Source organism: Methylobacterium sp. E-066 (assembly GCF_022829635.1).
Classification (GTDB): Bacteria; Pseudomonadota; Alphaproteobacteria; order Rhizobiales; family Beijerinckiaceae; genus Methylobacterium.
In genome coordinates, this window is record NZ_JAKSYO010000097.1 from 1 (window position 1) to 23,246 (window position 23,246).

The following is a 23,246-nucleotide window of genomic DNA, read 5'->3' on the forward strand; positions in this document are numbered from 1 at the left end:
CCGGAGCCCGGGGTGAACTGATAGTTGTAGCCGACCTGGGCGCCGCCGGAGAAGCCGTCCTGGCTGCGGTTGCGGAAGGTGGCGACGGCGGCCGGGCCGTTGGTCAGGCCGACACCGCCCGGCACGACGAAGGTCGAATTATTGGAGCGGCTGCTGGCGTCGAAGGCGTAGCCGGCGTTGATACCGAAGTAGGCGCCGGTCCAGGTGAACACCGGGACGGGGGTGAACACCGGCGGCGGGGCGGCGCGGCGCGGCAGGTCGGCCGCGAAGGCCGAGCCGGCGAGGGCGACGCCCGCAAGGGCGGTGGTGGCGCGAAGCAGGGATTTCATCATCTGGTCCTCACTGGTGGTCCCGCACCGGCTTCATAAGGCCGACACGGAACGCGGATCTGGCTGTCTTCCAGCGGTTCCAGGGCGCTTTGCGCTCTGCGGTATCGCCGACCGCTCATCGCGGCCCCTTATGGCAATCCGCCGTTTTTCCCCGGCACCTTGTGCGTCTAAACGCGCTCGAATGGTCAAGGTTCGCTTACGGCCACGCTTTTTTTCGCCGCGGCGGTTTGACAAAGTGTCGCACCCCCTTGGACGACAATGGCTCCGCTTGGGGATTCGGCCGGGGTCACGGCGTCAGCGCGATGGCCGAGATCAGGCGTCCGTAATCGGCTTCGCCGCGATGCGTGGTCCGGCGGTAGCTGTAGAACCGCTCCGGGTCGGCATAGGTGCAGAGGTTGAGCATCGCGGCTTCGCCGATGTTCGCCTCGCCGAGCCGGGCCAGAATGAAGCCCGGGAGGTCGAACTGCGCGTGTCCCGCGCGGGTGCCGGCGCCGAGGAAGCGTTCCATGCCGGGGGCCTCTGTGCGGAAGCGCGTGATGAAGTCCGGGCCGACCTCGTAGGAGGCTGGGCCGATGGTCGGCCCGAGCACGGCCACGATCTGCCGCCGCCGGGCACCCAGCGCCTCCATGGCCCGCACCGTCGCCTCGATCACCCCGGTGAGCGCGCCCTTCCAGCCGGCATGGGCGGCTCCGACCACGCCGTTCTCGGGATCGGCGAACAGGATCGGCCCGCAATCGGCGGTGGCGATGCCCAGGGCGAGGCCGGGCACCCGCGTCACCATGGCGTCGGCCTTGGGGCGGTCCGCGGCCGGGACCGGCGCTTCGACGGTGACCACCGCGGCGGAATGGACCTGATACAGGCTGACGAGCCGGTCCGGCGGCAGGCCGAGCTGGGCGCACATCCGCGTCCGGTTCTCGCCGACGCGCTCGGGGACGTCCTGCGAGCCAAGCCCGCCGTTGAGCGTGGCGTAGATGCCCTCCGAGACGCCGCCGACCCGGGTGAAGAAGGCGTGGCGCATGCCGGCGTGCGAGGAAAGTTCCGGCGCCTCGATAAACATGCCTGCGGTCACGGTCGGCTCCCTGGCGGTCCTGGTGTCGCACTCGATACCGGAATGGCCGCCCCTTGACGATGTCGTGGAACCGTCAGATTCTTGCTGCATTGCAGCATGAGTCCGGGTCCCGGACTCATTCCGAGAAGGATCGCAATGTCACGACGGAACGAGAACGACTCCCCGATCGAGACCGCCGCGCAAGAGGCTCCGGAGCGCCGGAGCCAGAACGCGGCCGAGCATCCCGTCGAGCGTGAGCCCGGCGCCTTCGACCCCTCCGATCCGAACCCGCCCGCACCTCCGACGCCGCGGGCGCCGAGCGCCTCCGATGCGGGGTTCGGCTCGTTCGGCTGACGACATCCCGAGCCGCCGCCCGGAGACCGAGCCTCAGGCTTCGGGAAATCCGGGTAGCGGCCCGAGATCCCGGCCGGTCACGGCCAAGACCTTGAACAGGTTGCCCATGCCGGCTCGGCTCGTATCCGTGAGCCGTTGGACGGCCGCATCGATCGCCGCAGCCTGAGCCGCGGTGGCGCGGGTTTTCAGGCGCTCGGCCCGCGCGTTCAGACCGAGCGTCAGCAGGAAGTCCCGCTGCGACACTGGTCCGTGGGCGCTCGCACCCTCTGCCTGTGCGGCCTTCGCCAGGGCGGCGAAATCGACATGGTGCGTGAGATCCGCTTCGCCCGGCGCCGCGAGCGGGTCGGTGAAGCGATGCCCCGACAGGGCCTGGAGCGTGTCGCCGAAGCCCGGTCGGACATGGCCGTAATCGATCGCCAGCAGGGCACCGCCGGATTCACGCAGGCGCCGGGCCAATTGCCGCGTCAGCGCGAGGCCGGCTGCCGGCACGCTCAGCAGCGCGCCTTCCGGGCCGTCGGCGTCGAGGCCCGGGGTTGCCTCCGGGGCGAGGCCGAAGACGAGATCACCCTCGGGACCGAGGCCGACCTGGCGCTCATGCCAGCCAGTCGGGCGGCGCTCGAACTGGCGTACCGGCAGACAATCGAAGAACTCGTTGGCCAGGAGGATCGCCGGGCCCTCGGGCAGGGTCTCGATCCCGGCGTGCCAAGTCGCGCCGGTGCCAGCGAGGGCTCGCTCCTGCACCGCCCGCAGCACCGGGCTGGTCTCGACGAGATGCGGCCGCACCTCCGCGCCCGGGGCCGCCGCCCGCAGGGCGCGCAGGGCGTCCGCCATCAGCGTGCCCCGGCCGGGACCGAGTTCCACCAGGACCAGCGGGTCCGGCCGGCCGAGTTGGCCGTGGACGTAGCCCGCCCAGGCGCCAAGCAGCTCGCCGAACATCTGGCTGATCTCGGGCGCCGTGGTGAAATCGCCCTGCACCCCGAGCGGATCGCGGGTGCGGTAATAGCCGTGGACCGGGTGGCCCAGGCAGAGCGCCATGTAGCGGTCGACGCCGATCGGCCCGCCATGGCGGATCAGCGTCGCGATCTCGGCTCCGAGCGGCGTCACGCCTTCGCGGGCGCCTCGGGCGCCGCCTCCTGCGGATCCGCAGCCGCCACGGGGTTGCGCGGACGGGTCCGGCCCGTGCCCGCCAGGACGATGTAGGTGAGCCCGACGATCATCATCGGCACGCAGAGCAGCATGCCCATGGTCACGCCGCCGCCCATCGGCCCGAGATGGTCGCCGAACAGGAAACCGAGCTGCCGGTCCGGCTCGCGGAAGAACTCGCAGACAGTCCGGGACAGCGCGTAGCCGAAGACGAAGATGCCGCCGAGCAGGCCGGGCTTGCGGAAGCCGAACCGGCGGACGGCGAGCGCCATGACGATGAACAGCAGCAGCCCCTCGGTGGCCGCCTCGTAGAGCTGGCTCGGATGGCGCGGCAGCGGCCCGCCCGTGGGGAATACGATCGCGTAGGGGAAATCCGGCGCGACCCGGCCCCAGAGCTCGCCGTTCACGAAATTCGCGATCCGCCCGAAGAACAGGCCAATCGGCACGACCACGGCGCCGATATCGAGCAGCGTGTAGCCGTTGAGCTTCTTGGCCCGGGCGAACAGCAGGAAGGCCAGGATCGCGCCCAGGAAGCCGCCGTGGAACGACATGCCGCCGTTGCGGATCGCCAGGATCTCCATCGGGTCGGCGATGTACATCGGCAGGTTGTAGAACAGCACGTAGCCGATCCGGCCGCCCAGCACGACGCCGAGTGCCACCCAGACGACGAGGTCGTCGATATCGACCACCTGCGGGCGCTTGACCACGCCCCACAGGCTGTCGGCCATGACGAGGCGGCGCGCGTAGTACCACCCGCCGATCAGACCGGCGATGTAGGCGAGCGCGTACCATTTGATCGTGATCGGCCCGATCGCGAGCGCCACCGGATCGATGGCCGGAAAGGGCAGGGCGAGGAGCGGCATCGGTCTGACCTCCGGGGCGGCCGGATTGGACGCCGGAGGGGCGGTGCGTCAAGTGCGCGGGACCTACCAGATCCGCGGGACGGTGCCGTCGAAGGCGATGTCGGCAGAGACCAGCGGGTAGCCGTAGTAGAGCGCCGTGGCCGCCAGGAGCCGGTCGAAGGGATCACGATGGCTCCAGCGCATCAGGCCGGCGGAGAGACAGATCGCGGGTTCCAGCGGCGCAGCCTGTCCGCCCTGTTGGTTGAGCAGCGCGACCAGCCGATCGACATAGGTGGCCATCTCCGGCCACTTGCCAACTCGGACCTTCTGGGCGATCTCGAAGAACGAGACGGGACTGACCGTCACCGCGCGTGCTGCCGCGATGGCGCTCCGCGCACCTGCCGACAGCCTGGGATCGGCCGTCAGACTCCAGGCCCAGCTATGCGTATCGAGCAGGACGGCATTCACCGTTCGCCTTCCCAAAGGGCCAGTTCGTCATTCGACATCGGTTCGAGCCAATCCGGTCCCGGCCCAAGGGCCTGCGGTGGCAGAATGCCGATTCGGAACGACGATGGGGCGATCGGGACGATCCGTGCGACCGGCACGTCCCCACGTGCCAGCACGACCTCTTCGCCGCCCGAGGCCGCCTCGATCAGACGCGGCAACTGACCTTCAGCGGCTTCAACGCTGATGCGCATGGCGGCTGTCGCTCCCAAAATCCCGAGTTCGGAGCCTATCTGCTCCGCAGCCGTGGGCAAGTGCCCGTTGGGCAAGCGCTCTTGCAGCCGGATCTCTCTTATTCGCTGCGGAACAGGAACCCATGCCCGTCCGGGCCGGCACAATAGGCTGCTGAGCCATCGTTGGACGCGTGCGGCGCGAATCCCACCCTACGCAACGCCAGAACCACACCTTCGAGATCGTCCACCGCGAAAACGAATCGGGTCGAGGCGCAGTCGGCCGGGTCGAACGGAGCCGGGGATGCTTGCCGGGTAATCGGCCGACGATAATGCAACAGCTCGACATGCGGCGCGGGTGTGGGTGCTTCGAGCGCGAGCACATCGACTTCCGGATCGTCGAGCCCGTCGAGCCGGGCCTGTTCGGGGCCTTGGTTCAGTCCGGTCTGCGCGACCGTGAGGCCAAGGGGACCGGTGAGGAACGCCAGGGCCGCATGGAGGTCGGTGACGGTTATCGCCGAGTGATCGATGCCGAGAAACAGGCCCGGCGCGTCGCGCCAGCGCTCGGCCGGCGAGCCATCGGGAAAGAAGATCAGCTCCAGCGGGTGGCCGTCCGGGTCGCGGAACTTGTAGGCGGTGACGCCCCCGGAGGAAACCGGCAGGACCTGCGCGCTGCCCCGGCTGATCGCGGCCGGCCCGAACCGGGCGAGCCGCGCCATCGCAGCATCCATGTCGCGCACCGGGATCGCGAGGTGCTGGAAGAACGGATCGGTCGCGGCCGGATCGGCAGGGTAGGGCGCGCCGGGCGGTTCGACCGCGAGGAACGTCACGGTCTGGCCGCCGAGCTGCAGGCGCATCTGCGTCGCCCGCCGCCCCTGGAGCCCCATCGCCTCGGCCTGCGCGTCCGGCACCGGCTCCGGTGGCGCGACCCGCTCGAAATCGAGCCCGTCCCGATAGAAGGCCTCGGTGACCGCAAGGTCCGCGACGGTGCGGCCGAATCCGGCGATCGCTCGAACGCCGCTCATAGCAGCCGCGCCCCGCGTACGTTGGTATAGATCGCATAGAGCGTATGCGAGGCGCAGAGGAACAGACGGCTATCGTTGCGGCCGCCGAAGGCGAGGTTCGCCACCGGTGAGGGCACCAGGATCTTGCCCAGTAATTCGCCGCCGGGATCGAGGCAGTGGACGCCGTCGCCGGCGCTCGACCAGAGATTGCCGTGCTCGTCGCAGCGTATCCCGTCGGCATTGCCCGGGGCGATCGTGCAGAACACCTGTCCCCCAGACAGGTGGCCATCCTCGGCAACGTCGAACACGCGTATGTTCTGGAGCGGTTCGGGGGCGAATTGCAGCCCGGTCTCGACCACGTAGAGCTTTCGCTCATCGGGCGAGAAGCACAGGCCGTTCGGCCCCTGGAAATCGTCCGCGACCACGCGCAGCGCGCCGTCACGCGGGTCGAACCGGTAGAGCGCGGCCGGCAGCTCGGAATCCTGCTTGCCGCCCTCGTAGTCGGTCTGGATGCCGTAAGGCGGGTCCGAGAACCAGATCGTGCCGTCGGACTTGCAGACGATGTCGTTGGGCGAGTTCAGCCGCCGCCCCTGGTAGCGCTCGACCAGACTGGTGATGCTGCCGTCGAGTTCGGTGCGGTGGATGCGCCGGCCGCGATGCGAGCAGGAGAGGAGCCGTCCCTGCCGATCCCGGGCATGGCCGTTCTCGAAGTCGCTCGATTCGCGATAGACGCTGAGGCCGCCGAAATCGGTCCAGCGCATCACCCGGTTGTTCGGCAGGTCCGAGAACAGCAGTTCGTTGCGGTCGCCGAAGTAGACCGGTCCTTCGGTCCAGCGAAAACCGTCGGCGAGCTTTTCCAGCGGCGCGTTCGGCAGCACATACGCCTTGAAGCGCGGCTGCGTCAGCTCGAAGCCGTCCATGGTGCGGCCCCTACTTGAAGCGCCCAGGCTGGTTCACGGTGGGCTCGACCTGGAGCCCCGTGACGATCATCGTGCAGGGCTCGTCGCCCACGGTGCCCGAGAGGTGGCCCTTCTTGCCGTCGCGCGCCTTGGTGTTCTGGTCCTCGCCCATCATCAGCTCGCCCGGGCCCATCTCGACCCGGTGACCGTCCATGGTCTCCACGAACCAGCGGCCGGACAGGATCGCGATCCATTGTGGCCGCGGGTTCTCGTGCCACTCGCCGACCCAGCCGACTGGGAGGACCGTGAAGGTCACCACCGATGAGGCCGGGTCCATCTTGTCGTTCCATTGCGGCGCGGTCTCGGGGTTGATCCCCTCGAACGTGAAGCGCGCGATGGAAAATTGCTCCTGGCGGCTCACCCCGTCCGCGTCGGTATAGACGTGCCAGTACGGCATCTTCGGAGGGGTCGGCTCGCTCATCGTCGATCCTGCGCGGTGGAAAAAAGTCGTCTTCCGCACAACGGCCGGGTCTAGCGATGGTTCGCGGCGGCGCGAGACCGCCGGCGTGATCCTATTCGCGTCGGGGTCGGGCCTTGTTGTCGCTCGGCGGCCAGGGAATCGGCCGATTCAGGATCGTCTCGACATCGTAAGGGCAGACCGGCGGGAAGGTCTCCTCGTCGAGCCCGGTCTCGCCGGCCGCCTCGATGCGCGCGCGGTGATAGGCCCGCGCGACCAGCACATCGATCCGGGACTTCAGGCTGGGGCTGTCTTCGAGACGCTCTGCCACGACGTTGCGCTGCGTCCGGATCGACGTCACCCAGCTGCGCGTCCGCCGGGTCGGCTGATGGTCCCACTTCAGAAGGTGCAGCAGGATCACGCACAGGGCACTGGTCAGCGCGTGGCGTTCGCTGCGACCCACGTCCGCGATCTCGTCGGCAAGGTGCTCGATGTCGAGGCGCGCCCAGGCGCCCGCTTGCAGGAAATGCACCTGCTCCTGCGCCCAGGCATGGACGTCGTCCTCGTACCGCGTCGTCTTCAGCTTCTGCGGTGCGCGCTTGGGAGCTGTCACGCCCGCCTCCTCGCAGCCGCCCGTTCGCACGGGCGGCGCCACTCTATCACATCTGCTCGGGCAGCCGCTCGCTCTGGGCGAGGTTCGAGAACCGGGTGATGTTGGCGTCGAACTGCAGTTCCACCGTGCCGGTCGGGCCGTGGCGCTGCTTGCCGAGGATGACTTCGGCCTTGCCGTGGACGCGGTTCATCTCCGCCTCCCAGGCGAAGAACTCCTCGGTGCCCTCGCGGGGCTTCTTGTTGTTGACGTAGTATTCCTCGCGGAACACGAACATCACCACGTCGGCGTCCTGCTCGATCGAGCCGGATTCGCGCAGATCCGAGAGCTGTGGGCGCTTGTCGTCGCGGTTCTCGACCTGACGCGAGAGCTGCGACAAGCCGATGATCGGCACCGCCAGCTCCTTGGCCAGCGCCTTCATGCCGGTGGTGATCTCGGTCATCTCCTGCACGCGGTTGTCGCTGCGCTTGCCGGAGCCGGAGAGCAGCTGCAGGTAGTCGACGATCAGCAGATCCAGGCCCTTCTGGCGCTTCAGGCGCCGGGCCCGGGCGGCGAGCTGGGCGATGGAGATGCCGCCGGTCTGGTCGATGTAGAACGGGATCGTCTGCATGTCCCGGGCGGCGTCGGTGATCTTGTAAAAGTCCTCCGGCCGGATGTCGCCGCGGCGGATCTTGTACGAGGGCACGCCCGATTGCTCGGCGATGATACGGGTGGCGAGCTGCTCGGCCGACATTTCGAGGGAGAAGAAGCCGACGATGCCGCCGTTGACGGTCTGCATCGTGCCGTCGGCCGCCTTCTCGCCGCGATACGCCTTGGCGATGTTGAAGGCGATGTTGGTCACCAGCGAGGTCTTGCCCATGGCCGGACGGCCCGCGAGGATGATCAAGTCGGAGGGCTGCAGGCCGCCCATCTTGGCATCGAGGTCCGACAGGCCGGTGGCGATGCCCGAGAGCTTGCCGTCGCGCTGGTAGGCCTTGGCGGCCATGTCCACCGCGGCGGTGAGCGCGTCGGAGAATTTCTGGAAGCCGCCGTCGTATTTGCCCGCTTCGGCGAGCTCGTAGAGCCGCCGCTCGGTCTCCTCGATCTGGTCGCGGGGCGCCTGCTCGACCGGTGCCTCGTAGGCGCCGTTCACCAGATCCTCGCCGATGGTGATCAGCCGGCGGCGAATGGCGAGGTCGTAGATCGTCCGGCCGTAGGCGCCGGCATTAATCACGGTGGTGGCGTCGGCCGCCAGCCGGGCGAGGTACTGCATCACCGTCTGGCCGCCGAAATCGGCGTCGCCCAGATAGGTCTTCATGGTGATGGGCGTGGCGAGCTTGCCGGCCCGGATCAGGGACGCCGCCACCGAAAAGATCTGCTGGTGGGCATCCTCCATGAAGTGCTCGGCCAGGAGGAAGTCCGACACCCGGTAATAGGCGTCGTTGTTCACCAGGATGGCGCCGAGCAGCGCCTGCTCCGCATCGATGTTGTGCGGGGCGACGCGGTACTCGGCTTGAACGGCTTCCAGCTTGGCCGTGAGCGCATTGGGCAGGGCCATCGGCAGACGACTCCGAATCAGGCGCCGGGACGGGCGCACCAGGATCACACCGCGCGACCTTGGCCACGGTAAGGTTACCGAAGCTTAGCCGACGGCCGGTTCGTCCGGCATCGGCCCGGACGAACGGACGCCCGCCGACTCTCGCGAGGGGCGGGCGTCCATGCTGGAACAAAACTGGAACGTGTCAAGTCTCGGGGCGAATGATCCCCAATGTTCACCGGTATACAGGGATGGGGCCTACGCCATCCCGCGAGGGCCACGGGACCCTCCCGGAAAGGCGCATGCCCTGTTCCAAAATCAGCCGCGGTCGTCGGCGCCTTCGCCGGCATCGGCCAGCGCCGCGCCGACTTCCAGGCCGAGGTCATCGAGGTTGAACGCCTCGCGCTCGGTGACCGACTCGCCGCGGGCCTGACGCTCGGCCTCTTCAGGGCTGCGGGCGACGTTGACCGTGACCTGGACCTCGACCTCGGGGTGCAGCACCACCGGGACGTTGTGCAGGCCGAGGGTCTTGATCGGCTGGTTCAGGATGAACTGACCGCGATCGACCGTGAAGCCGTCCTTGGCCACCACCTCGGCGAGGTCGCGGGTGGAGACGGAGCCGTACAGGACGCCGGACTCGCCCGACTGGCGGATCAGGACGAAGCTCTGGCCGTTCAGCTTCTCGGCGACGGCCTCGGCGTCCTTCTTGCGGTCGAGGTTGCGGGCCTCGAGCTGGGCGCGCTGCGCCTCGAAGTGCTTCTTGTTGGACTCCGTCGCGCGCAAAGCCTTGCCGCGCGCGAGCAGGAAGTTGCGGGCGAAGCCCGGGCGGACGTTCACGGTCTCACCCATCTGGCCGAGCTTGGCCACGCGCTCGAGCAGGATCACTTCCATCGTTTTTCTCCTTCAGTTGGTCGGCCTCACGGGCCGGGGACTCACGGCGCCGGATTGTCCTTGGGACGGCGGCGATCGAGGGCGGTGTCGGCTAGGCCGAACAGGGTGAGTGCCACCAGGGCGACGCCCTGGGTCACGAACAGGATCAGGTACATGCCGAACAGCATCAGCCCGCGCCCCGGCCGGCCGCGCGAGCGGTCGTGGAAGGCGGCGAGCCCCTGGAGCGCGAAGGCCGCGCTGAACGCGCCAACCAGCGCGACGCCGAACACGCCGACGAAACCCGGGGCGAAGCACATCAGCACGGCGGCCGCCAGGGTCACCAGGGTGGTGCGCGGCATGGCGGTCGCCGGCAGGTCGGGCCAGGGCCGGGGCAGGCGGCCGGAAATCTTCACGATCCTTGCCGAGGCCCAGAGGTAGAAGGTCAGGAGCAGGGCGAGCCCGTTGGCCGCGAAGGCCGGCACGACCCGCGCCAGGGCGTCGGCGACCTCGGTCCGTGTCACCTCGGCCTCGTCCGGATCGGTCTTGGGCGCCGCATCCGGTTCGGCGGTGGCGTCCGGACCGGCATCGCCGGCCTCGGCTTGAGGCGTATCGGCGCGGCGGCCCTCGATCGTCGGGCGGGCGGCGGGGTCGCGCACCTGCACCAGCGTGCGGGCGAGCCCGCGCAGCTGCGCATCGAAGGCGGCGTGGTTCGGCGAGGACAAGACCGCGATGGCGATGAAGGCGAGGGCGGCCGTGGCGGCGGTCCAGCCGAGCAGGCGGCCGGTCGGGTACCATTCGAGGCCGGTGGGCGTCTCGCGGCCGAGCAGCGTGAGGTAGGCGAGCCACCAGGCCGGCAGGGCGATATAGGCGGCGTAGGCGAGGCCCATGAAGGGCGCGATCACCAGGGCCAGCGCGACGCTGCCGGCCGCCGCCGCCGCGAGGGCGGCCTTGTGGCTCCAGCCGAGGCCGACGATCAGGATCGGCAGGGGTGCCACGAGGTAGAGCAGGATCGCCAGCGGGGTCGCCTTCAACAGCACCCCGAACAGGAGTGCGGAGACGAGGCCCGCGCCGATACCGATGCCGATATGCTGTGCCATGGGTTCCGCTGTCCCGCTGCCCGTCCGGCAGGGTTAGAGGCGACGCTGCGCCCCAACGATCGAGCGATGCCAGATCGCTCTGTGAAGACCGGCCCGGACAGATGCCGGGCCGGCCGAGATCAAAAACCTACTTGATCACGTAGGGCAGCAGGCCGAGGAAGCGGGCGCGCTTGATCGCCTGGGCGAGCTCGCGCTGCTTCTTGGCCGACACCGCGGTGATGCGGGACGGGACGATCTTGCCGCGCTCGGAAACGTAGCGCGACAGGAGCTTGACGTCCTTGTAGTCGATCTTCGGCGCGTTCGCGCCGGAGAACGGGCAGGTCTTGCGACGACGGAAGAAGGGACGGCGTCCGCCGCCCGCACCAGCACCAGCACCAAATGCCATGGCTCAGGCCTCCCCGCCGAAGCTGCGCTCGGGACGATCGCCACCGCGATCACCCCGGTCCGGACGGTCGCCGCCGAAGCCGCCGCCGCCGCCACCGAAGCCGTCATCGTCGCGACGCCGACCGCGCTCGCGATCCTTGCGGTCGTCGCGGTCGCGCTTCTGCATCATCGCCGACGGCTCGGAATCGAGATCCTCGACCCGGACGGTCATGAAGCGCAGCACGTCCTCGGAGATCTGCATCTGGCGCTCCATCTCGGCGATGGCGGCCGGGGGGGCGTCGATGTTGAGGAGCGCGAAATGCGCCTTGCGGTTCTTCTTGATGCGGTAGGCCAGGGACTTGACGCCCCACATCTCGATCTTCTCGAGGCGGCCGCCGTTCTGCTCGATCACACCCTTGTAGGTGTCGATCATCGTCTCGACCTGCTGGGACGTCACGTCCTGCCGGGCCAAGAGCACGTGCTCGTAGAGAGGCATGTTCGGGCCTTTCAGTGTCAAAAGGAGCCCGGCCGCTGACAAGCGGCTGGTTCGGGCCGGTTCATTCGCGAGACGCTCGGCGCCAAGCCCTTCGAGCCGTTTTTGCAGGCCCGAGCGGTTGATCGAAGGCGGAGACACCGGACGACGGGTCGGTGAAGACCCTATGCCGCAAGCGGCACCGTCCGTTCAGCCCCCGGCCGGAGCGAACGCGAGGGGCGGCGCATAAGCGGTTTTTGCTCGTCTGGCAAGACCGAAGGGCCTCAGACGGGCCGGTGAGCCGGTGCGTCTTGCCGGTGAGGCACAACGCCAGCATATCGGCGGTTCGAGGGGCGCCCCGGACCGTGGCCGCCCCGGGACGAATGGGCCCATGACTTCCGAAAAGACCTCCGATCGGCAGCGCCTCGGCGTCAACATCGACCACGTCGCCACCGTGCGCAACGCCCGCGGCGAGCACTATCCCGACCCGGTGCGGGCGGCCCTGCTGGCTGTCGAGGCGGGGGCGGACGGCATCACCGCGCATCTGCGCGAGGATCGCCGCCACATCCGCGACACCGATATCGCCGCGCTGAAGCGCGATCTCACCGTGCCGCTGAACTTCGAGATGGCGGCGACCGACGAGATGGTGGCGATCGCCCTGGCGACCCGGCCGCACGCCGCCTGCCTGGTGCCGGAGAAGCGCGCGGAGCGCACCACTGAAGGCGGCCTCGATATCGTCGGCGGCCGCGACCACCTCGCCCCCCGCATTCGGGCCCTGGCCGAGGCCGGTATCCGCGTCTCGCTGTTCGTCGAGCCCGAGCCCGCGATCATGGACGCCGCCCGGGCCCTCGGGGCGCCGGTGGTCGAGCTCCATACCGGCCGCTACTGCGAGGCCGCCATTGCCGGCGATGACGCGCGCATCGCCCACGAACTGACGCGGATCACGCGGGCGGCCGAGCATGGCGCCGGGCTCGGCCTCGAGATCCATGCCGGCCACGGGCTCACCGTCGAGAGCGTCGGGCCGGTGGCGGCGCTGCCGCAGATCCGGGAGCTGAATATCGGCCACGCGCTGATCGCAGAGGCGATCTTCGTCGGCCTCGCCCAGGCCGTGCGGGACATGAGGGCGGCCATGGACCGCGCGCGGCGCCCATGATCATCGGCATCGGCTCGGACCTCTGCGACATCGATCGGATCGGGCGGACCCTGGCGCGGCACGGCGACCGCTTCACGCACCGGGTGTTCACCGATGGCGAGCGGGCGCGCTGCGACCGGCGCGCCGCCCGCGCCCCGGGCTACGCCAGGCGCTTCGCCGCCAAGGAGGCCTGCGCCAAGGCCCTGGGCACCGGTCTCAGCAACGGCGTGTTCTGGCGCGACATGGAGGTGGTGAACCTCCCCTCCGGCCAGCCGACCCTGCGGCTATCCGGCGGTGCGGCGGCGCGCCTGGCCGAAATGTTGCCGCCGGGCCATGAGGGCAGGCTGCATGTCAGCCTCACGGACGACCCGCCGATGGCTCAAGCCTTCGTGATCATCGAGGCGCTGCCGACGGTGCCGCCTACGTGAGATCCGGGATCGTGGATTAGCCTGCCGCCCTCGTGCGTTGCGGGGGGCTCGCGCTTGGTCTAGACCGCCGCACCAGCGGACACGATTGCGGCGCATTCCTCGGGACAACCGCAGATCAGCCGCAAGCGGCGGGGCCGAGCCCCGCTTGCGGCTGGCGTATGATGCGGAAAAACGGGGTCCGGTTTTCCGAAGCCATCATGCGATAACGGAAGCGCCGGAGCCTGCTCCGGCGACGGAATCTGAGTCTGAAGATGGAACGCGCACGCGTGGATCACGACGGCAAGCCGCTGATGAAACAGGCCGAGACCGGCACCTGGGCCAGCATCCGCGAGACCCTGAAGGTCGGCATCCAGGCGCTGCTGATCGCCCTCGTGGTGCGGACGTTGCTGTTCCAGCCGTTCAACATCCCGTCCGGCTCGCTGGTGCCGACCCTGCTGATCGGCGACTACTTATTCGTCTCGAAATACTCGTACGGATACTCGAAATACTCGCTGCCGCTGTCGGAATACATCCCGATCCAGGCGGATGGGCGCGTCTGGGCGGCCGAGCCGAAGCGCGGCGACATCGCAGTGTTCAAGCTGCCCAAGGACAACGCGACCGACTACATCAAGCGCGTGATCGGCCTGCCGGGCGACAAGATCCAGATGATCGACGGCGTGCTCAACATCAACGGCAAGGCGGTCAAGCGCGAGCGAATCGCCGATTACGAGACCACCGATCCCTACGGCCAGGCGACCAAGGTTCCCCAATACCTCGAGACGCTGCCCAACGGCGTCGTCCACCGGGTGATCGAGCGCGACGGCGACAACGGCTTCTGGGACAAGACCGAGCTGTACACCGTGCCGAACGGTCACTTCTTCATGATGGGCGACAACCGCGACAACTCCACCGATTCGCGCGACCTCGCCAGCGTCGGCTACGTGCCCTTCGCCAACTTCGTCGGGCGCGCCGAGATGATCTTCTTCTCGATCGACGAGGGCACGCCGGCCTGGCAGCTCTGGAACTGGCCGGCCCATGTGCGGTGGTCGCGCCTGTTCTCGACGATCCATTGACCGGCCCGGACTTGGAGCCGGACTTGGACGAGGCAGGACAGGCCCGACCGTCTTCCCGGGCGCGGCGTTCCCACAAGCCCAGGCCGCCCCTCGGCGTCCTGGAGGAGCGGATCGGCCACAGCTTCGCCGACCAGACCCTTCTCACCCGGGCCCTGACCCATACCAGCAAGGCCACCGGCCGCGGCGGCAGCTACCAGCGCCTGGAATTTCTGGGCGACCGCGTGCTCGGGCTCGCCGTGGCGGACCGGCTCTATTCCGCCTTTCCCGACGCGGACGAGGGCGACCTGTCGCGCCGGCTCGCCGGGCTCGTGCGCCGGGAGACCTGCGCGGCGGTGGCTGCCTCCTGGGAGGTCGGGCCGCACCTGATCCTCGGCCAGGGCGAGGTGATGGGCGGCGGCCGGCGCAACCAGACGATCCTGGCCGACGTGTGCGAGGCGATTCTCGGGGCGGTCTACCTCGATGCCGGCTTCGATGCGGCCCGGGCGATCGTCGAGGCGCATTTCCATCCGGCCGAGCCAATGGCGGCGCATCGAGGCCGCGACGCGAAATCCGCCTTGCAGGAATGGGCGATGGGCCGAGGCCTGCCGATTCCCGTCTACGCGGTGGTCGAGCGCACCGGCCCGGATCATGCGCCGCGCTTCCGCATTGCCGTACAGGTCGAGGGGCTCGAGCCGGGCCATGGCGAGGGCACCTCGAAGCGTGTCGCCGAGCAGGAGGCCGCCCGCGCGCTGATGGAGCGCGAGGGAATCGGCACCGTCCCGGAGACGGGGCCGACGGAGACAGCATGACCGAACACGATCAAGACGACGGCCACGACGACGGCCCTACCGAGCGGCCGGCCCCGAAGACGCCCACGGCGCTCCCGGGCACGCCCGCCGATGCGCGGGCGGGCTTCGTCGCGCTGATCGGCGTGCCGAATGCCGGCAAGTCGACGCTCCTCAACAACCTGGTCGGTACCAAGGTCTCGATCGTCTCGCGCAAGGTGCAGACGACTCGGGCGCTGGTGCGCGGCATCCTGATCGAGGGTTCGGCCCAGGTCATCCTGGTCGACACGCCCGGCATCTTCGCGCCGAAGCGCCGCCTCGACCGGGCGATGGTGCATTCGGCCTGGAGCGGCGCGGCCGACGCGGACGCGGTCTGCCTGCTGGTCGATGCCCGCAAGGGCCTGGACGAGGAGGTCGAGGCGATCCTCAGCCGCCTCGGCGAGGTGAAGCGCGAGAAGATGCTGATCCTCAACAAGATCGACCTGATCCCGCGCGAGCGGCTGCTCGATCTCGCCGCCAAGCTCAACGCAGCCTCGCCGTTTGCCGAGACCTTCATGATCTCGGCCCTCAAGGGCGACGGTGTCGGCGACCTGCGCCGGGCGCTCGCCGCCCGGATGCCGCCGGGCCCGTGGCTCTACCCGGAGGACCAGGTCTCGGATGCGCCGCTGCGCATGCTCGCCGCCGAGATCACCCGGGAGAAGATCTACGATCGGCTCCACGAGGAGCTGCCCTACCGCTCCACGGTCGAGACCGACCAGTGGCAGATCCGGCCGGACGGCTCGGTGCGGATCGAGCAGACGATCTTCGTCGAGCGGGAGAGCCAGCGCTCGATCGTGCTCGGCAAGGGCGGTCAGACCATCAAGGCGATCGGGCAGGCGGCCCGGATCGGGATCTCCGAGGCGGCGGATGCCAAGGTCCACCTGTTCCTGCACGTGAAGGTGCGCGAGAACTGGGCCGATGACCCGGCCCGCTACCGCGAGATGGGGTTAGAGTTCCCGCGCGGCTGATCCGGGTTTCCAAAGGGCTCAGCCCTTTGGCGGGGTTCGGGGGCGGGCCCCCTGATCCATCGGGCAAAACCCGACAGCAGGGCGCTGCCCTGCACCCGCAAGAGGTCGAAGACCTTTTGAAACCAGGATTTTAGGCCTCCGGTACATCCCAGCCGATCGAGCGGCGCAGGAAGGTCAGGCCGAGCGCCAGGAACGCGGCCGTCTCGGCATTGTCCTTGCCGTAGCCGTGCCCCCCGGCTGCGGGCTCGTAGAAGGCCGCGTCGTAGCCGAGGGCGTTCAGCTTCCGGGCCATCTTGCGGGCGTGGCCGGGATGCACGCGGTCGTCGCGGCGGCTCGTGGCCAGCAGGATCGGCGGGTAGGGCCGGCCTGCCTCGGCCGTGTGGTAGGCCGAGATCGCGCCGAGGAACGCCCAGTCCTGCGGATCGTCCGGGTCGCCGTATTCCGCGATCCAGCTCGCCCCGGCCAGAAGCTTGGTATAGCGGCGCATGTCGATCAGCGGGATCGTGCAGAACAAAGCCCCGAACCGCTCGGGATAGCGGGTCAGCATGTTGGCGATCAGCAGGCCGCCGTTCGAGCCGCCCTCCGCGGCGATCCGGCCCGGCCGGGTCACGCCCCGCGCCACGAGGTCGGCCGCGACCGCGGCGAAGTCGGCATGCGCGCGAGCCTTCCCCTCCCGGCGGCCGGCATCGTGCCAGCGCGTTCCGAATTCGCCGCCGCCGCGGATATTGGCGACGACGCTCGTGCCGCCCCGCTCCAGCCAGAGCTTACCCAGCACAGGCTGGTAGCTCGGCAACAGGGGAACCCGGAAGCCGCCATAGGCGGTCAGGTACACGGGAGCTTCGCCTGTCAGTCCGTCCGGGCCGGTCTGGACGTAGGGGACCCGCGTGCCGTCCGCCGAGACCGCCTCGTGGCGGGTGACTCGTAGGCCCTGCGCGTCGAAGGCCGGCGGTGTCCGGCGCAGGACCGTGGGGGCTTCGAGGCTCGGCGCGATGCTGAGCAGCGTCGCGGGCGTCACCGGGTCGTGCACGGTCGCGAGCAGGGTGCCGTCCGACTCCTCGGGGTCGCCGTCGAGGGGCCAGACATGGACGCTGCCCAGGGTCGGCAGCCCGTCCAGGGGCCGCGTCGTCCACACGCCCCCGGTATGCTCGCAGACCGTGTAGGCCGGGCGCAGGTCGTCGAGCGCGTGCACGAACAGGCGCCCGGCGGACCAGAACACGTCCTGGAGCGCCCGCCGCTCGTCCGGCCGCCACAGCACCGTGAGATCGCGGCTTCCGGCGAGGAACCCGGACAGGGCGATCGCCAGCACCGTGTCGGTCGCGTGCTCGGTACCGCCGACATGCCAGGGCTGGCGCGGCCGCACGGCGATCTGGTCCCGATCGATCTGCACATCCGCGTCCGAGGGCAGGTCGAGCTGCGTGCGCGGGCCAGTCCGGTCGCCGAGATGGATCTTCGTATCGAAGAAGCCGATCTGATCGATGAAAACGAGCCGCTCGACGCCGGTCTCCCGGTCGACCGAGGCCCATGCGGCCATGCTGGTCTCGGGCACTTCGAACAACACCGCGGCGGCCTGCGGATCCGATCCGCGCGACAGCATCCGGGTGGTGCGCGGGTAACCCGCGCGCGTGGCCATGCCGTCGCCGTAGGCGCTCGATACCAGCAGCATGTCGCGGTCGAGCCAGGCCGCACCGCCCTTCGACTCCGGCAGGACGAAACCGTCCGTCACGAAGCGGCGGTCGGTCAGGTCGAACTCGCGCACGACCTTGGCGTCGCCGCCGCCCCGGCTGAGGGACAGCAGGGCGCGATCATGCCCGTCCTTCAGGACCGAGGATCCGGCCCAGACCCAATCCTCACCTTCCGCGGCGGCCAGGGCGTCGAGGTCGAGGAGAATGTCCCAGGTCGGCGCCTCGGCCCGGAAACTCGCCTCGTCGGTCCGCCGCCACAGGCCGCGCGGATGCTCGGCATCCGTCCAGAAATTGTAGAGCAGCCCGCCCCGGCGCGAGACGAACGGGATGCGCTCCGGCCGGTCGAGGATGGTGCGCGCGGTGTCGCGGTCGCGGGCGAAGGCGGCATCGCCGTAGCGGGCCAGGGTCTCGGCGTTGCGCACCTCGACCCAGGCCAGCGCCTCCGGCCCGTCGATCTCCTCCAACCAGAGGTAGGGATCGTCGTCCGGGTGCTGGAGGGTCGGGCGCGGATCGGTCGAAGCGGTCATGGCGGCCACGATAGACCCGCGTTGGGGGATTCGGGAACGGCCCTGCGTGCGGCAGGTTAGGCGCACGTCCTGGTTGTTGGATGAAGGCTCGGACGGGGCGGATGTCGGGCCGCGCGGATCCGAAGGCTGGGCTTCCGGGACCATTCCAGTGTAACAGGCGACGTTCCCCCCGGATGATCCGAGTCGGGCGCGGGTTTCCCGCTCCGCTGTGGATTCGCGTTCCGATGCCAGCTCTCCAGATCCTGAATTGTTCATGCGCCACGCCGTTTACGGCCTGCCGCCGGTCGATCTCGCCGAGATCCCCGGTGACGCCGTCCAGTTTTCCCCCCTGATTCCCGGCTCCGCCCGGCTCGAGGATCTGTCCGAAGGCAGCCTCGATGCCGCGACCGTGCTGGCGCCGCCCGGCACGGTCGAGCGGCGCTACGTTCTCGCTCATACGTTGCGGGCGCTCGTGCCCGGCGGCCGGATGATGGCGCTCGCCCCGAAGGATCGGGGCGGTGCCCGGCTGGCCAAGGAACTGGCGGCTTTCGAATGCCACGCCGCCGACGAGCCGCGCCGCCACCACCGGATCTGCCGGCTCGTGCGGCCGCCCGCACCGGCTGGGATCACCGCCGCCATCGACGAGGGCGGACCGCGCCACGTCGACAACCTCGCTTTGTGCACGCAACCCGGAATCTTCTCGTGGGATCGGCTCGATCCCGGCACGGCGCTGCTCCTGGCCAATCTCCCGCCGCTGAAGGGGCGGGGAGCCGATCTCGGCTGCGGCCTCGGGGTCCTGTCCCGGGCGATCCTGGGCTCGCCCGCCGTGACCGCGCTGACGCTGGTCGAGGTTGATCGCCGCGCCGTCGAGATGGCGCATCGCAACGTCGCCGACCCGCGGGCCACGATCGTCTGGGCGGATATCCGGGCGGCCGGCACGGTGCCGGGCAGCCTCGACTTCGTCGTGATGAACCCGCCGTTCCACGACGGCGGCACCGAGGACCAGGCGCTCGGCCGGACGTTCATCGCCCGGGCCGCCGAGGCTTTGCGCAAGGGCGGCACGCTGTGGCTCGTGGCCAACGCGCACCTGCCCTACGAGACCGCCCTGTCGGCGGCGTTCCGCGACGTCTCGGTCACGGTGCAGGCTGGGGGCTACCGGGTCTACGAGGCGCGCAAATGACGGCCGCGAAGTCCGTCCGCCTCGACAAGCTGCTGGCCAATCTCGGCTACGGGTCGCGCCGCGAGATCCAGGGTCTGGCCCGGGCCGGTGCGATCCTGTTGGACGGCGCGGAAGTGGCGGATGCCGGCGACCGGATCGCCCTCGACCCCGATCTCCCGAGCCGGCTGACGATCGACGGCGCGCCGGTCGATCCGCTGCCGGGCCTGTGCCTGATGCTGCACAAGCCGCTGGGCGTGACCTGCTCGCACAAGGAGGCCGGCCCGCTGGTCTACGGGCTGCTGCCCGAGCGCTGGCGCTGGCGCGACCCGCCGCTCTCCACGGTCGGGCGCCTCGACAAGGAGACCTCGGGCCTGCTGCTGCTCACCGATGACGGCGCACTGCTGCACCGGATCATCGCCCCCAAAGCGAACGTGGCGAAGCGCTACCGGGTCACCCTCGACCGGCCCCTCGACGGCACCGAGGCCGCAATCTTCGCGTCCGGGTCGCTGATGCTGGAGGGCGAGGAGCGCCCGTTGCTGCCGGTGCAGCTGGAGGTGGAGGATCTTACGCATTGCGCGGTGACGCTCACCGAGGGGCGCTACCATCAGGTCCGCCGGATGTTCGCTGCGGTCGGCAATCATGTCGTGGCGCTGCATCGGGACCGGGTCGGCGGGCTCGACTTGCCGGCGGACCTGCCGGCCGGGGAATACCGGGTGATGACAGAGGCGGATGTGACGGCCGTCTTCGCAGGCGCTTGAACCAGCCCTTTCAAGGTGTTGGGCTGACAGCCAGGACATGGCGTCGAGCCGGTCCGCACGGCCCTTTTCCCGGGCGCATGCAGCGCCAGCGGAATGCGACCCGGGACCCAGCAAACGACGGCGCGAAGCGTCCGTCTGATCGACCTGTGCCGCTGGCGCGGCGCTTCGTGTGCTGGGTCCCGGATCAGGTTCCGCTTCGCTTCACCTGTCCGGGAAAGGGGCGCGCGTGATCTTTTCAGGAGCGCCGATCCCACGACGCGCACGTAGCCAAACACCTCGAAAGGGCTGGCGCTTAAACCTTTGCCGCTGGGCTGCAGCCTCAGTGGAGCGATCGGGCGAGGGCGACTACGGCGCCGATGATCGCCAGCGTCTGAAAGCCAATCAATCCAGCGACCCAACGCACGATCTCGGCCCGCGTTTCCGCCAACTCGGCGCGCAGATCCGCCTTCGTGACGAGATCGCCCTGAAGCGCTTCGGCCATGGCATCGGCCAAGCCCTCGGCCTGCTCGGGTGAGAGCTTGGCCTTGTCCCGGAGCGTCCGGGCGAATTTCAACGTATCGAATGCCACGGCCGCCATGTCGGGTATTATCGGCGTCGAAGGTGCCGGGTTGCAAGCTCTGGAGACCCGCTATCATCATCCGCATCACCCGAATCCTTGCGTCCGCCTCCGGGCTCTGCTAAGCGCCCGCCCATCCCACACGCGGAGCCGGCCTCATGCCTGAATGAGGCGTCTTCCGGTGGCCGTCCGAATCTTTTGGGCGGCTGCATCCCTCCGCGGCGGATCCAACCGGAGAGTACAAAAGATATGGCCGTCGATTTCTCTATGCGTCAGCTCCTTGAGGCGGGCGCCCATTTCGGTCACCAGTCGCACCGCTGGAACCCGAAGATGCAGCCGTACATCTTCGGCACCCGCAACAACATCCACATCATCGACCTGGCCCAGACCGTGCCCGCGCTGCACACCGCGCTGCAGGCGGTGAGCGACACCGTCGCCAAGGGCGGCCGCGTGCTGTTCGTCGGCACCAAGCGCCAGGCGGCCGACACCATCGCCGACGCCGCCAAGCGCTCGGCCCAGTACTACGTCAACTCCCGCTGGCTGGGCGGCATGCTCACCAACTGGAAGACCATCTCGGGCTCGATCTCGCGCCTGCGCAAGGTCACCGAGACGCTGGAGACCGGTGGCCCGGGCCTGACCAAGAAAGAGCGTCTGATGCTGTCCCGTGAGAAGGACAAGCTCGAGAAGGCGCTCGGCGGCATCAAGGACATGGGCGGAGTGCCGGACCTGCTGTTCGTGATCGACACCAACAAGGAGCAGCTGGCGATCAAGGAGGCGAACCGCCTCGGGATCCCGGTGGCCGCCATCGTCGACACCAACTGCAACCCGGACGGCATCACCCACATCGTCCCGGCCAATGACGATGCCGGCCGCGCCATCGCGCTCTACTGCGACCTGATCGCGAAGGCCGCCATCGACGGCATCTCGCGCGCCCAGGGCTCGTCGGGTGTCGATCTCGGCGCCTCCGAGGAGCCGCAGGCCGAGGAGCTGCCGGCCAACGACGCCGCCGCCGTCTCGGTCGAGTCCGACGCGCTCGATCCGGCCGACGTGGCGATGCTCTCCGAGACCACCGAGCATTTCGAGCTGCTCGCGGCCCCGCGCGGCGCGCCGGACGACCTGACCAAGCTGCACGGCGCCGGTCCGCAGATCGTCCAGAAGCTCAACGATGCCGGCATCTACCACTACTGGCAGATCGCCGCGATGACGCCGGAGGAAGTCGCCAAGGTCGATTCCGACCTGAAGCTCAACGGCCGCATCGACCGCGATTCGTGGGTTTCGCAGGCCCGCGGCTTCGTCGAGGCGACCGCCGCGGCCTGATCCTCCGGAACCTCGCGACGCCCCGTCATCCGGGCGTCGCGAATTCAGCCATATCGGGCCCGGCCGCTCACCCGCGCGCCGGGCCTCTCTCATCCAGACCACACGAAAGGGACCGCCATGGCCAACATCACCGCCGCGATGGTGAAGGAGCTCCGGGAGAAGACCGGCGCGGGCATGATGGACTGCAAGGGCGCGCTCAACGAGACGCAGGGCGACATCGAGGCGGCCATCGACTGGCTGCGCAAGAAGGGCCTCGCCAAGGCTGCCAAGAAGGCCGGCCGCGTCGCCGCCGAGGGCCTCGTCGCCGTCGAGTCCGCCGGCCATCACGCTGCGATCGTCGAGGTGAATTCCGAGACCGACTTCGTCGCCCGCAACGACGCCTTCCAGGCCTTCGCCCGCGAAGCCGCCAAGATCGCCCTCAACACCGACGGCACCCTGGAAGGTCTCCAGGCCGCCCATTTCCCGGGCGCCACCGAGACCGTCTCGGAGAAGCTGCAGAGCCTGATCGCCACCATCGGCGAGAACATGAACCTGCGCCGGGTCGCCAAGCTCGAGGTGAAGAAGGGCGTCATCGCCTCCTACGTCCACAGCCAGGTCGCCGACGGGCTGGGCAAGATCGGCGTGCTCGTGGCGCTCGAGTCCGAGGGCGACGTCGAGGCCCTGTCGGCGCTCGGTCGCCAGATCGCCATGCACGTCGCCGCCACCAACCCGGTGGCGCTGGACGCCTCCGGCGTCGACGCCGCGACCCTGGAGCGTGAGTCGAACATCCTGCGCGAGAAGAACGCCGGCAAGCCGGACCACGTGCTCGCCAAGATCGTCGAGAGCGGCCTGAAGAGCTACTACAAGGAGGTCACCCTGCTGGAGCAGCCCTTCGTGCATGACGGCTCGAAGACGGTCAGCCAGGTGCTCAAGGAAGCTTCGGCCAAGGTCGGCGGCCCCGTCACCCTGACGGGCTTCGTCCGCTACGCCCTGGGCGAGGGCATCGAGAAGGAAGACGGCCCAGACTTCGCCACCGAAGTCGCCCAGCAGGCCGGCCGCGCCTGATTTTTTCGGACCTTTCGGTCTGACGATTTCGAGACCCCGTCCGGCGCGAGCCGGGCGGGGTTTTCTTTTGTACCGCGACGACGGCTTGGGCGAGGGGCAGGAGGCTGGATGGGAGCGGCCGGTCGGATGGAGCCCGCCTTATCGAGACGGTTGTGTCGATCAC

General features: G+C 69.2%; 26 protein-coding genes and 1 pseudogene. 10 read left to right on the forward strand and 17 right to left on the reverse strand.

Going from position 1 to position 23,246, the window contains the following annotated elements:
- Together MKL20_RS13720 and pgeF are read right to left on the reverse strand one after the other, a co-directional pair.
- Window positions 1–329: pseudogene (locus tag MKL20_RS13720) on the reverse strand (porin family protein); the annotation flags it as partial.
- A gap of 286 nt (window positions 330–615) precedes the next feature.
- On the reverse strand, window positions 616–1,386 hold the full coding sequence (gene pgeF, locus MKL20_RS13725; protein WP_244037151.1) for a peptidoglycan editing factor PgeF: 771 nt from the start codon (window positions 1,384–1,386) through the stop codon (window positions 616–618).
- Between the two features lie 147 nt (window positions 1,387–1,533).
- Here pgeF and MKL20_RS13730 point away from each other — a divergent pair, with 147 nt between their 5' ends.
- The gene (locus MKL20_RS13730) at window positions 1,534–1,731 is read left to right on the forward strand and encodes a fibronectin-attachment protein (FAP) (protein WP_243965194.1); all 198 of its coding nucleotides are present in this window, start codon (window positions 1,534–1,536) and stop codon (window positions 1,729–1,731) included.
- Between the two features lie 33 nt (window positions 1,732–1,764).
- Here MKL20_RS13730 and MKL20_RS13735 read toward each other — a convergent pair whose 3' ends face one another.
- The 13 genes from MKL20_RS13735 to rpsF form a co-directional block, all read right to left on the reverse strand.
- Window positions 1,765–2,835 carry a class I SAM-dependent methyltransferase gene (locus MKL20_RS13735; protein WP_244037132.1) on the reverse strand — a complete coding sequence of 357 codons (1,071 nt, stop codon included), beginning with the start codon at window positions 2,833–2,835 and terminating at the stop codon, window positions 1,765–1,767.
- On the reverse strand, window positions 2,832–3,737 hold the full coding sequence (lgt, locus tag MKL20_RS13740; RefSeq protein WP_244037133.1) for a prolipoprotein diacylglyceryl transferase: 906 nt from the start codon (window positions 3,735–3,737) through the stop codon (window positions 2,832–2,834). The genes MKL20_RS13735 and lgt overlap by 4 nt, the downstream gene beginning before the upstream one ends.
- Before the next feature lie 63 nt (window positions 3,738–3,800).
- Entirely contained in the window at window positions 3,801–4,184 is a 384-nt protein-coding gene (locus tag MKL20_RS13745) for a type II toxin-antitoxin system VapC family toxin (protein ID WP_244037134.1), read from the reverse strand.
- The gene (locus tag MKL20_RS13750) at window positions 4,181–4,414 is read right to left on the reverse strand and encodes a type II toxin-antitoxin system Phd/YefM family antitoxin (RefSeq protein WP_244037135.1); all 234 of its coding nucleotides are present in this window, start codon (window positions 4,412–4,414) and stop codon (window positions 4,181–4,183) included. Before MKL20_RS13750 ends, MKL20_RS13745 begins: the two co-directional genes overlap by 4 nt.
- A 98-nt stretch (window positions 4,415–4,512) precedes the next feature.
- Window positions 4,513–5,415: a VOC family protein gene (locus tag MKL20_RS13755; RefSeq protein ID WP_244037136.1), complete on the reverse strand. Its 903-nt coding sequence runs from the start codon at window positions 5,413–5,415 to the stop codon at window positions 4,513–4,515.
- Window positions 5,412–6,314 (reverse strand): SMP-30/gluconolactonase/LRE family protein, encoded by a 903-nt coding sequence (locus MKL20_RS13760; RefSeq protein ID WP_244037137.1) that lies wholly within the window; start codon window positions 6,312–6,314, stop codon window positions 5,412–5,414. Before MKL20_RS13760 ends, MKL20_RS13755 begins: the two co-directional genes overlap by 4 nt.
- A 10-nt stretch (window positions 6,315–6,324) precedes the next feature.
- The gene (locus tag MKL20_RS13765) at window positions 6,325–6,774 is read right to left on the reverse strand and encodes a cupin domain-containing protein (RefSeq protein WP_244037138.1); all 450 of its coding nucleotides are present in this window, start codon (window positions 6,772–6,774) and stop codon (window positions 6,325–6,327) included.
- Window positions 6,775–6,865: 91 nt separating this feature from the next.
- The gene (locus tag MKL20_RS13770) at window positions 6,866–7,363 is read right to left on the reverse strand and encodes a DUF29 domain-containing protein (RefSeq protein ID WP_244037139.1); all 498 of its coding nucleotides are present in this window, start codon (window positions 7,361–7,363) and stop codon (window positions 6,866–6,868) included.
- Window positions 7,364–7,409: 46 nt separating this feature from the next.
- Entirely contained in the window at window positions 7,410–8,897 is a 1,488-nt protein-coding gene (locus MKL20_RS13775; RefSeq protein ID WP_058194725.1) for a replicative DNA helicase, read from the reverse strand.
- A gap of 297 nt (window positions 8,898–9,194) precedes the next feature.
- Window positions 9,195–9,767, reverse strand: coding sequence for a 50S ribosomal protein L9 (gene rplI, locus MKL20_RS13780; RefSeq protein ID WP_243965212.1), 573 nt, complete (start codon window positions 9,765–9,767; stop codon window positions 9,195–9,197).
- Between the two features lie 41 nt (window positions 9,768–9,808).
- A complete protein-coding gene (locus tag MKL20_RS13785; RefSeq protein WP_244037140.1) occupies window positions 9,809–10,843 on the reverse strand; it encodes a hypothetical protein in 1,035 nt (344 codons plus the stop codon).
- 127 nt (window positions 10,844–10,970) lie between these two features.
- Window positions 10,971–11,228 carry a 30S ribosomal protein S18 gene (rpsR, locus tag MKL20_RS13790; protein ID WP_091712669.1) on the reverse strand — a complete coding sequence of 86 codons (258 nt, stop codon included), beginning with the start codon at window positions 11,226–11,228 and terminating at the stop codon, window positions 10,971–10,973.
- Between the two features lie 3 nt (window positions 11,229–11,231).
- The gene (rpsF, locus tag MKL20_RS13795) at window positions 11,232–11,702 is read right to left on the reverse strand and encodes a 30S ribosomal protein S6 (RefSeq protein WP_244037141.1); all 471 of its coding nucleotides are present in this window, start codon (window positions 11,700–11,702) and stop codon (window positions 11,232–11,234) included.
- A 367-nt stretch (window positions 11,703–12,069) separates the two neighbouring features.
- On the opposite strand from rpsF, the gene MKL20_RS13800 reads away from it, so the two are divergent.
- The 5 genes from MKL20_RS13800 to era all read left to right on the forward strand — a co-directional run bounded on the left by MKL20_RS13800 (window position 12,070) and on the right by era (window position 16,061).
- The gene (locus MKL20_RS13800; RefSeq protein ID WP_244037142.1) at window positions 12,070–12,831 is read left to right on the forward strand and encodes a pyridoxine 5'-phosphate synthase; all 762 of its coding nucleotides are present in this window, start codon (window positions 12,070–12,072) and stop codon (window positions 12,829–12,831) included.
- Complete coding sequence (gene acpS, locus MKL20_RS13805; RefSeq protein WP_244037143.1) at window positions 12,828–13,238, forward strand: holo-ACP synthase; 411 nt, start codon at window positions 12,828–12,830, stop codon at window positions 13,236–13,238. Before MKL20_RS13800 ends, acpS begins: the two co-directional genes overlap by 4 nt.
- Window positions 13,239–13,489: 251 nt before the next feature.
- Window positions 13,490–14,290 carry a signal peptidase I gene (gene lepB / locus MKL20_RS13810; RefSeq protein ID WP_244037144.1) on the forward strand — a complete coding sequence of 267 codons (801 nt, stop codon included), beginning with the start codon at window positions 13,490–13,492 and terminating at the stop codon, window positions 14,288–14,290.
- Between the two features lie 23 nt (window positions 14,291–14,313).
- A complete protein-coding gene (rnc, locus tag MKL20_RS13815; RefSeq protein WP_244037145.1) occupies window positions 14,314–15,078 on the forward strand; it encodes a ribonuclease III in 765 nt (254 codons plus the stop codon).
- Entirely contained in the window at window positions 15,075–16,061 is a 987-nt protein-coding gene (era, locus tag MKL20_RS13820; RefSeq protein WP_244037146.1) for a GTPase Era, read from the forward strand. The genes rnc and era overlap by 4 nt, the downstream gene beginning before the upstream one ends.
- 130 nt (window positions 16,062–16,191) lie before the next feature.
- Here era and MKL20_RS13825 read toward each other — a convergent pair whose 3' ends face one another.
- Window positions 16,192–18,270 carry a prolyl oligopeptidase family serine peptidase gene (locus MKL20_RS13825; protein ID WP_244037147.1) on the reverse strand — a complete coding sequence of 693 codons (2,079 nt, stop codon included), beginning with the start codon at window positions 18,268–18,270 and terminating at the stop codon, window positions 16,192–16,194.
- Window positions 18,271–18,523: 253 nt separating this feature from the next.
- Here MKL20_RS13825 and MKL20_RS13830 point away from each other — a divergent pair, with 253 nt between their 5' ends.
- Complete coding sequence (locus MKL20_RS13830) at window positions 18,524–19,429, forward strand: class I SAM-dependent methyltransferase (RefSeq protein WP_244037148.1); 906 nt, start codon at window positions 18,524–18,526, stop codon at window positions 19,427–19,429.
- A complete protein-coding gene (locus MKL20_RS13835; protein WP_244037149.1) occupies window positions 19,426–20,166 on the forward strand; it encodes a pseudouridine synthase in 741 nt (246 codons plus the stop codon). Before MKL20_RS13830 ends, MKL20_RS13835 begins: the two co-directional genes overlap by 4 nt.
- A gap of 319 nt (window positions 20,167–20,485) precedes the next feature.
- Here MKL20_RS13835 and MKL20_RS13840 read toward each other — a convergent pair whose 3' ends face one another.
- A complete protein-coding gene (locus MKL20_RS13840) occupies window positions 20,486–20,743 on the reverse strand; it encodes a CCDC90 family protein (protein WP_243967289.1) in 258 nt (85 codons plus the stop codon).
- Between the two features lie 228 nt (window positions 20,744–20,971).
- Between MKL20_RS13840 and MKL20_RS13845 the strand changes: the two genes are divergently transcribed.
- Both MKL20_RS13845 and tsf read left to right on the forward strand, forming a co-directional pair.
- Window positions 20,972–22,039: a 30S ribosomal protein S2 gene (locus MKL20_RS13845; RefSeq protein WP_243967272.1), complete on the forward strand. Its 1,068-nt coding sequence runs from the start codon at window positions 20,972–20,974 to the stop codon at window positions 22,037–22,039.
- Between the two features lie 117 nt (window positions 22,040–22,156).
- On the forward strand, window positions 22,157–23,083 hold the full coding sequence (gene tsf, locus MKL20_RS13850; RefSeq protein WP_244037150.1) for a translation elongation factor Ts: 927 nt from the start codon (window positions 22,157–22,159) through the stop codon (window positions 23,081–23,083).
- Window positions 23,084–23,246: the final 163 nt, after the last annotated feature.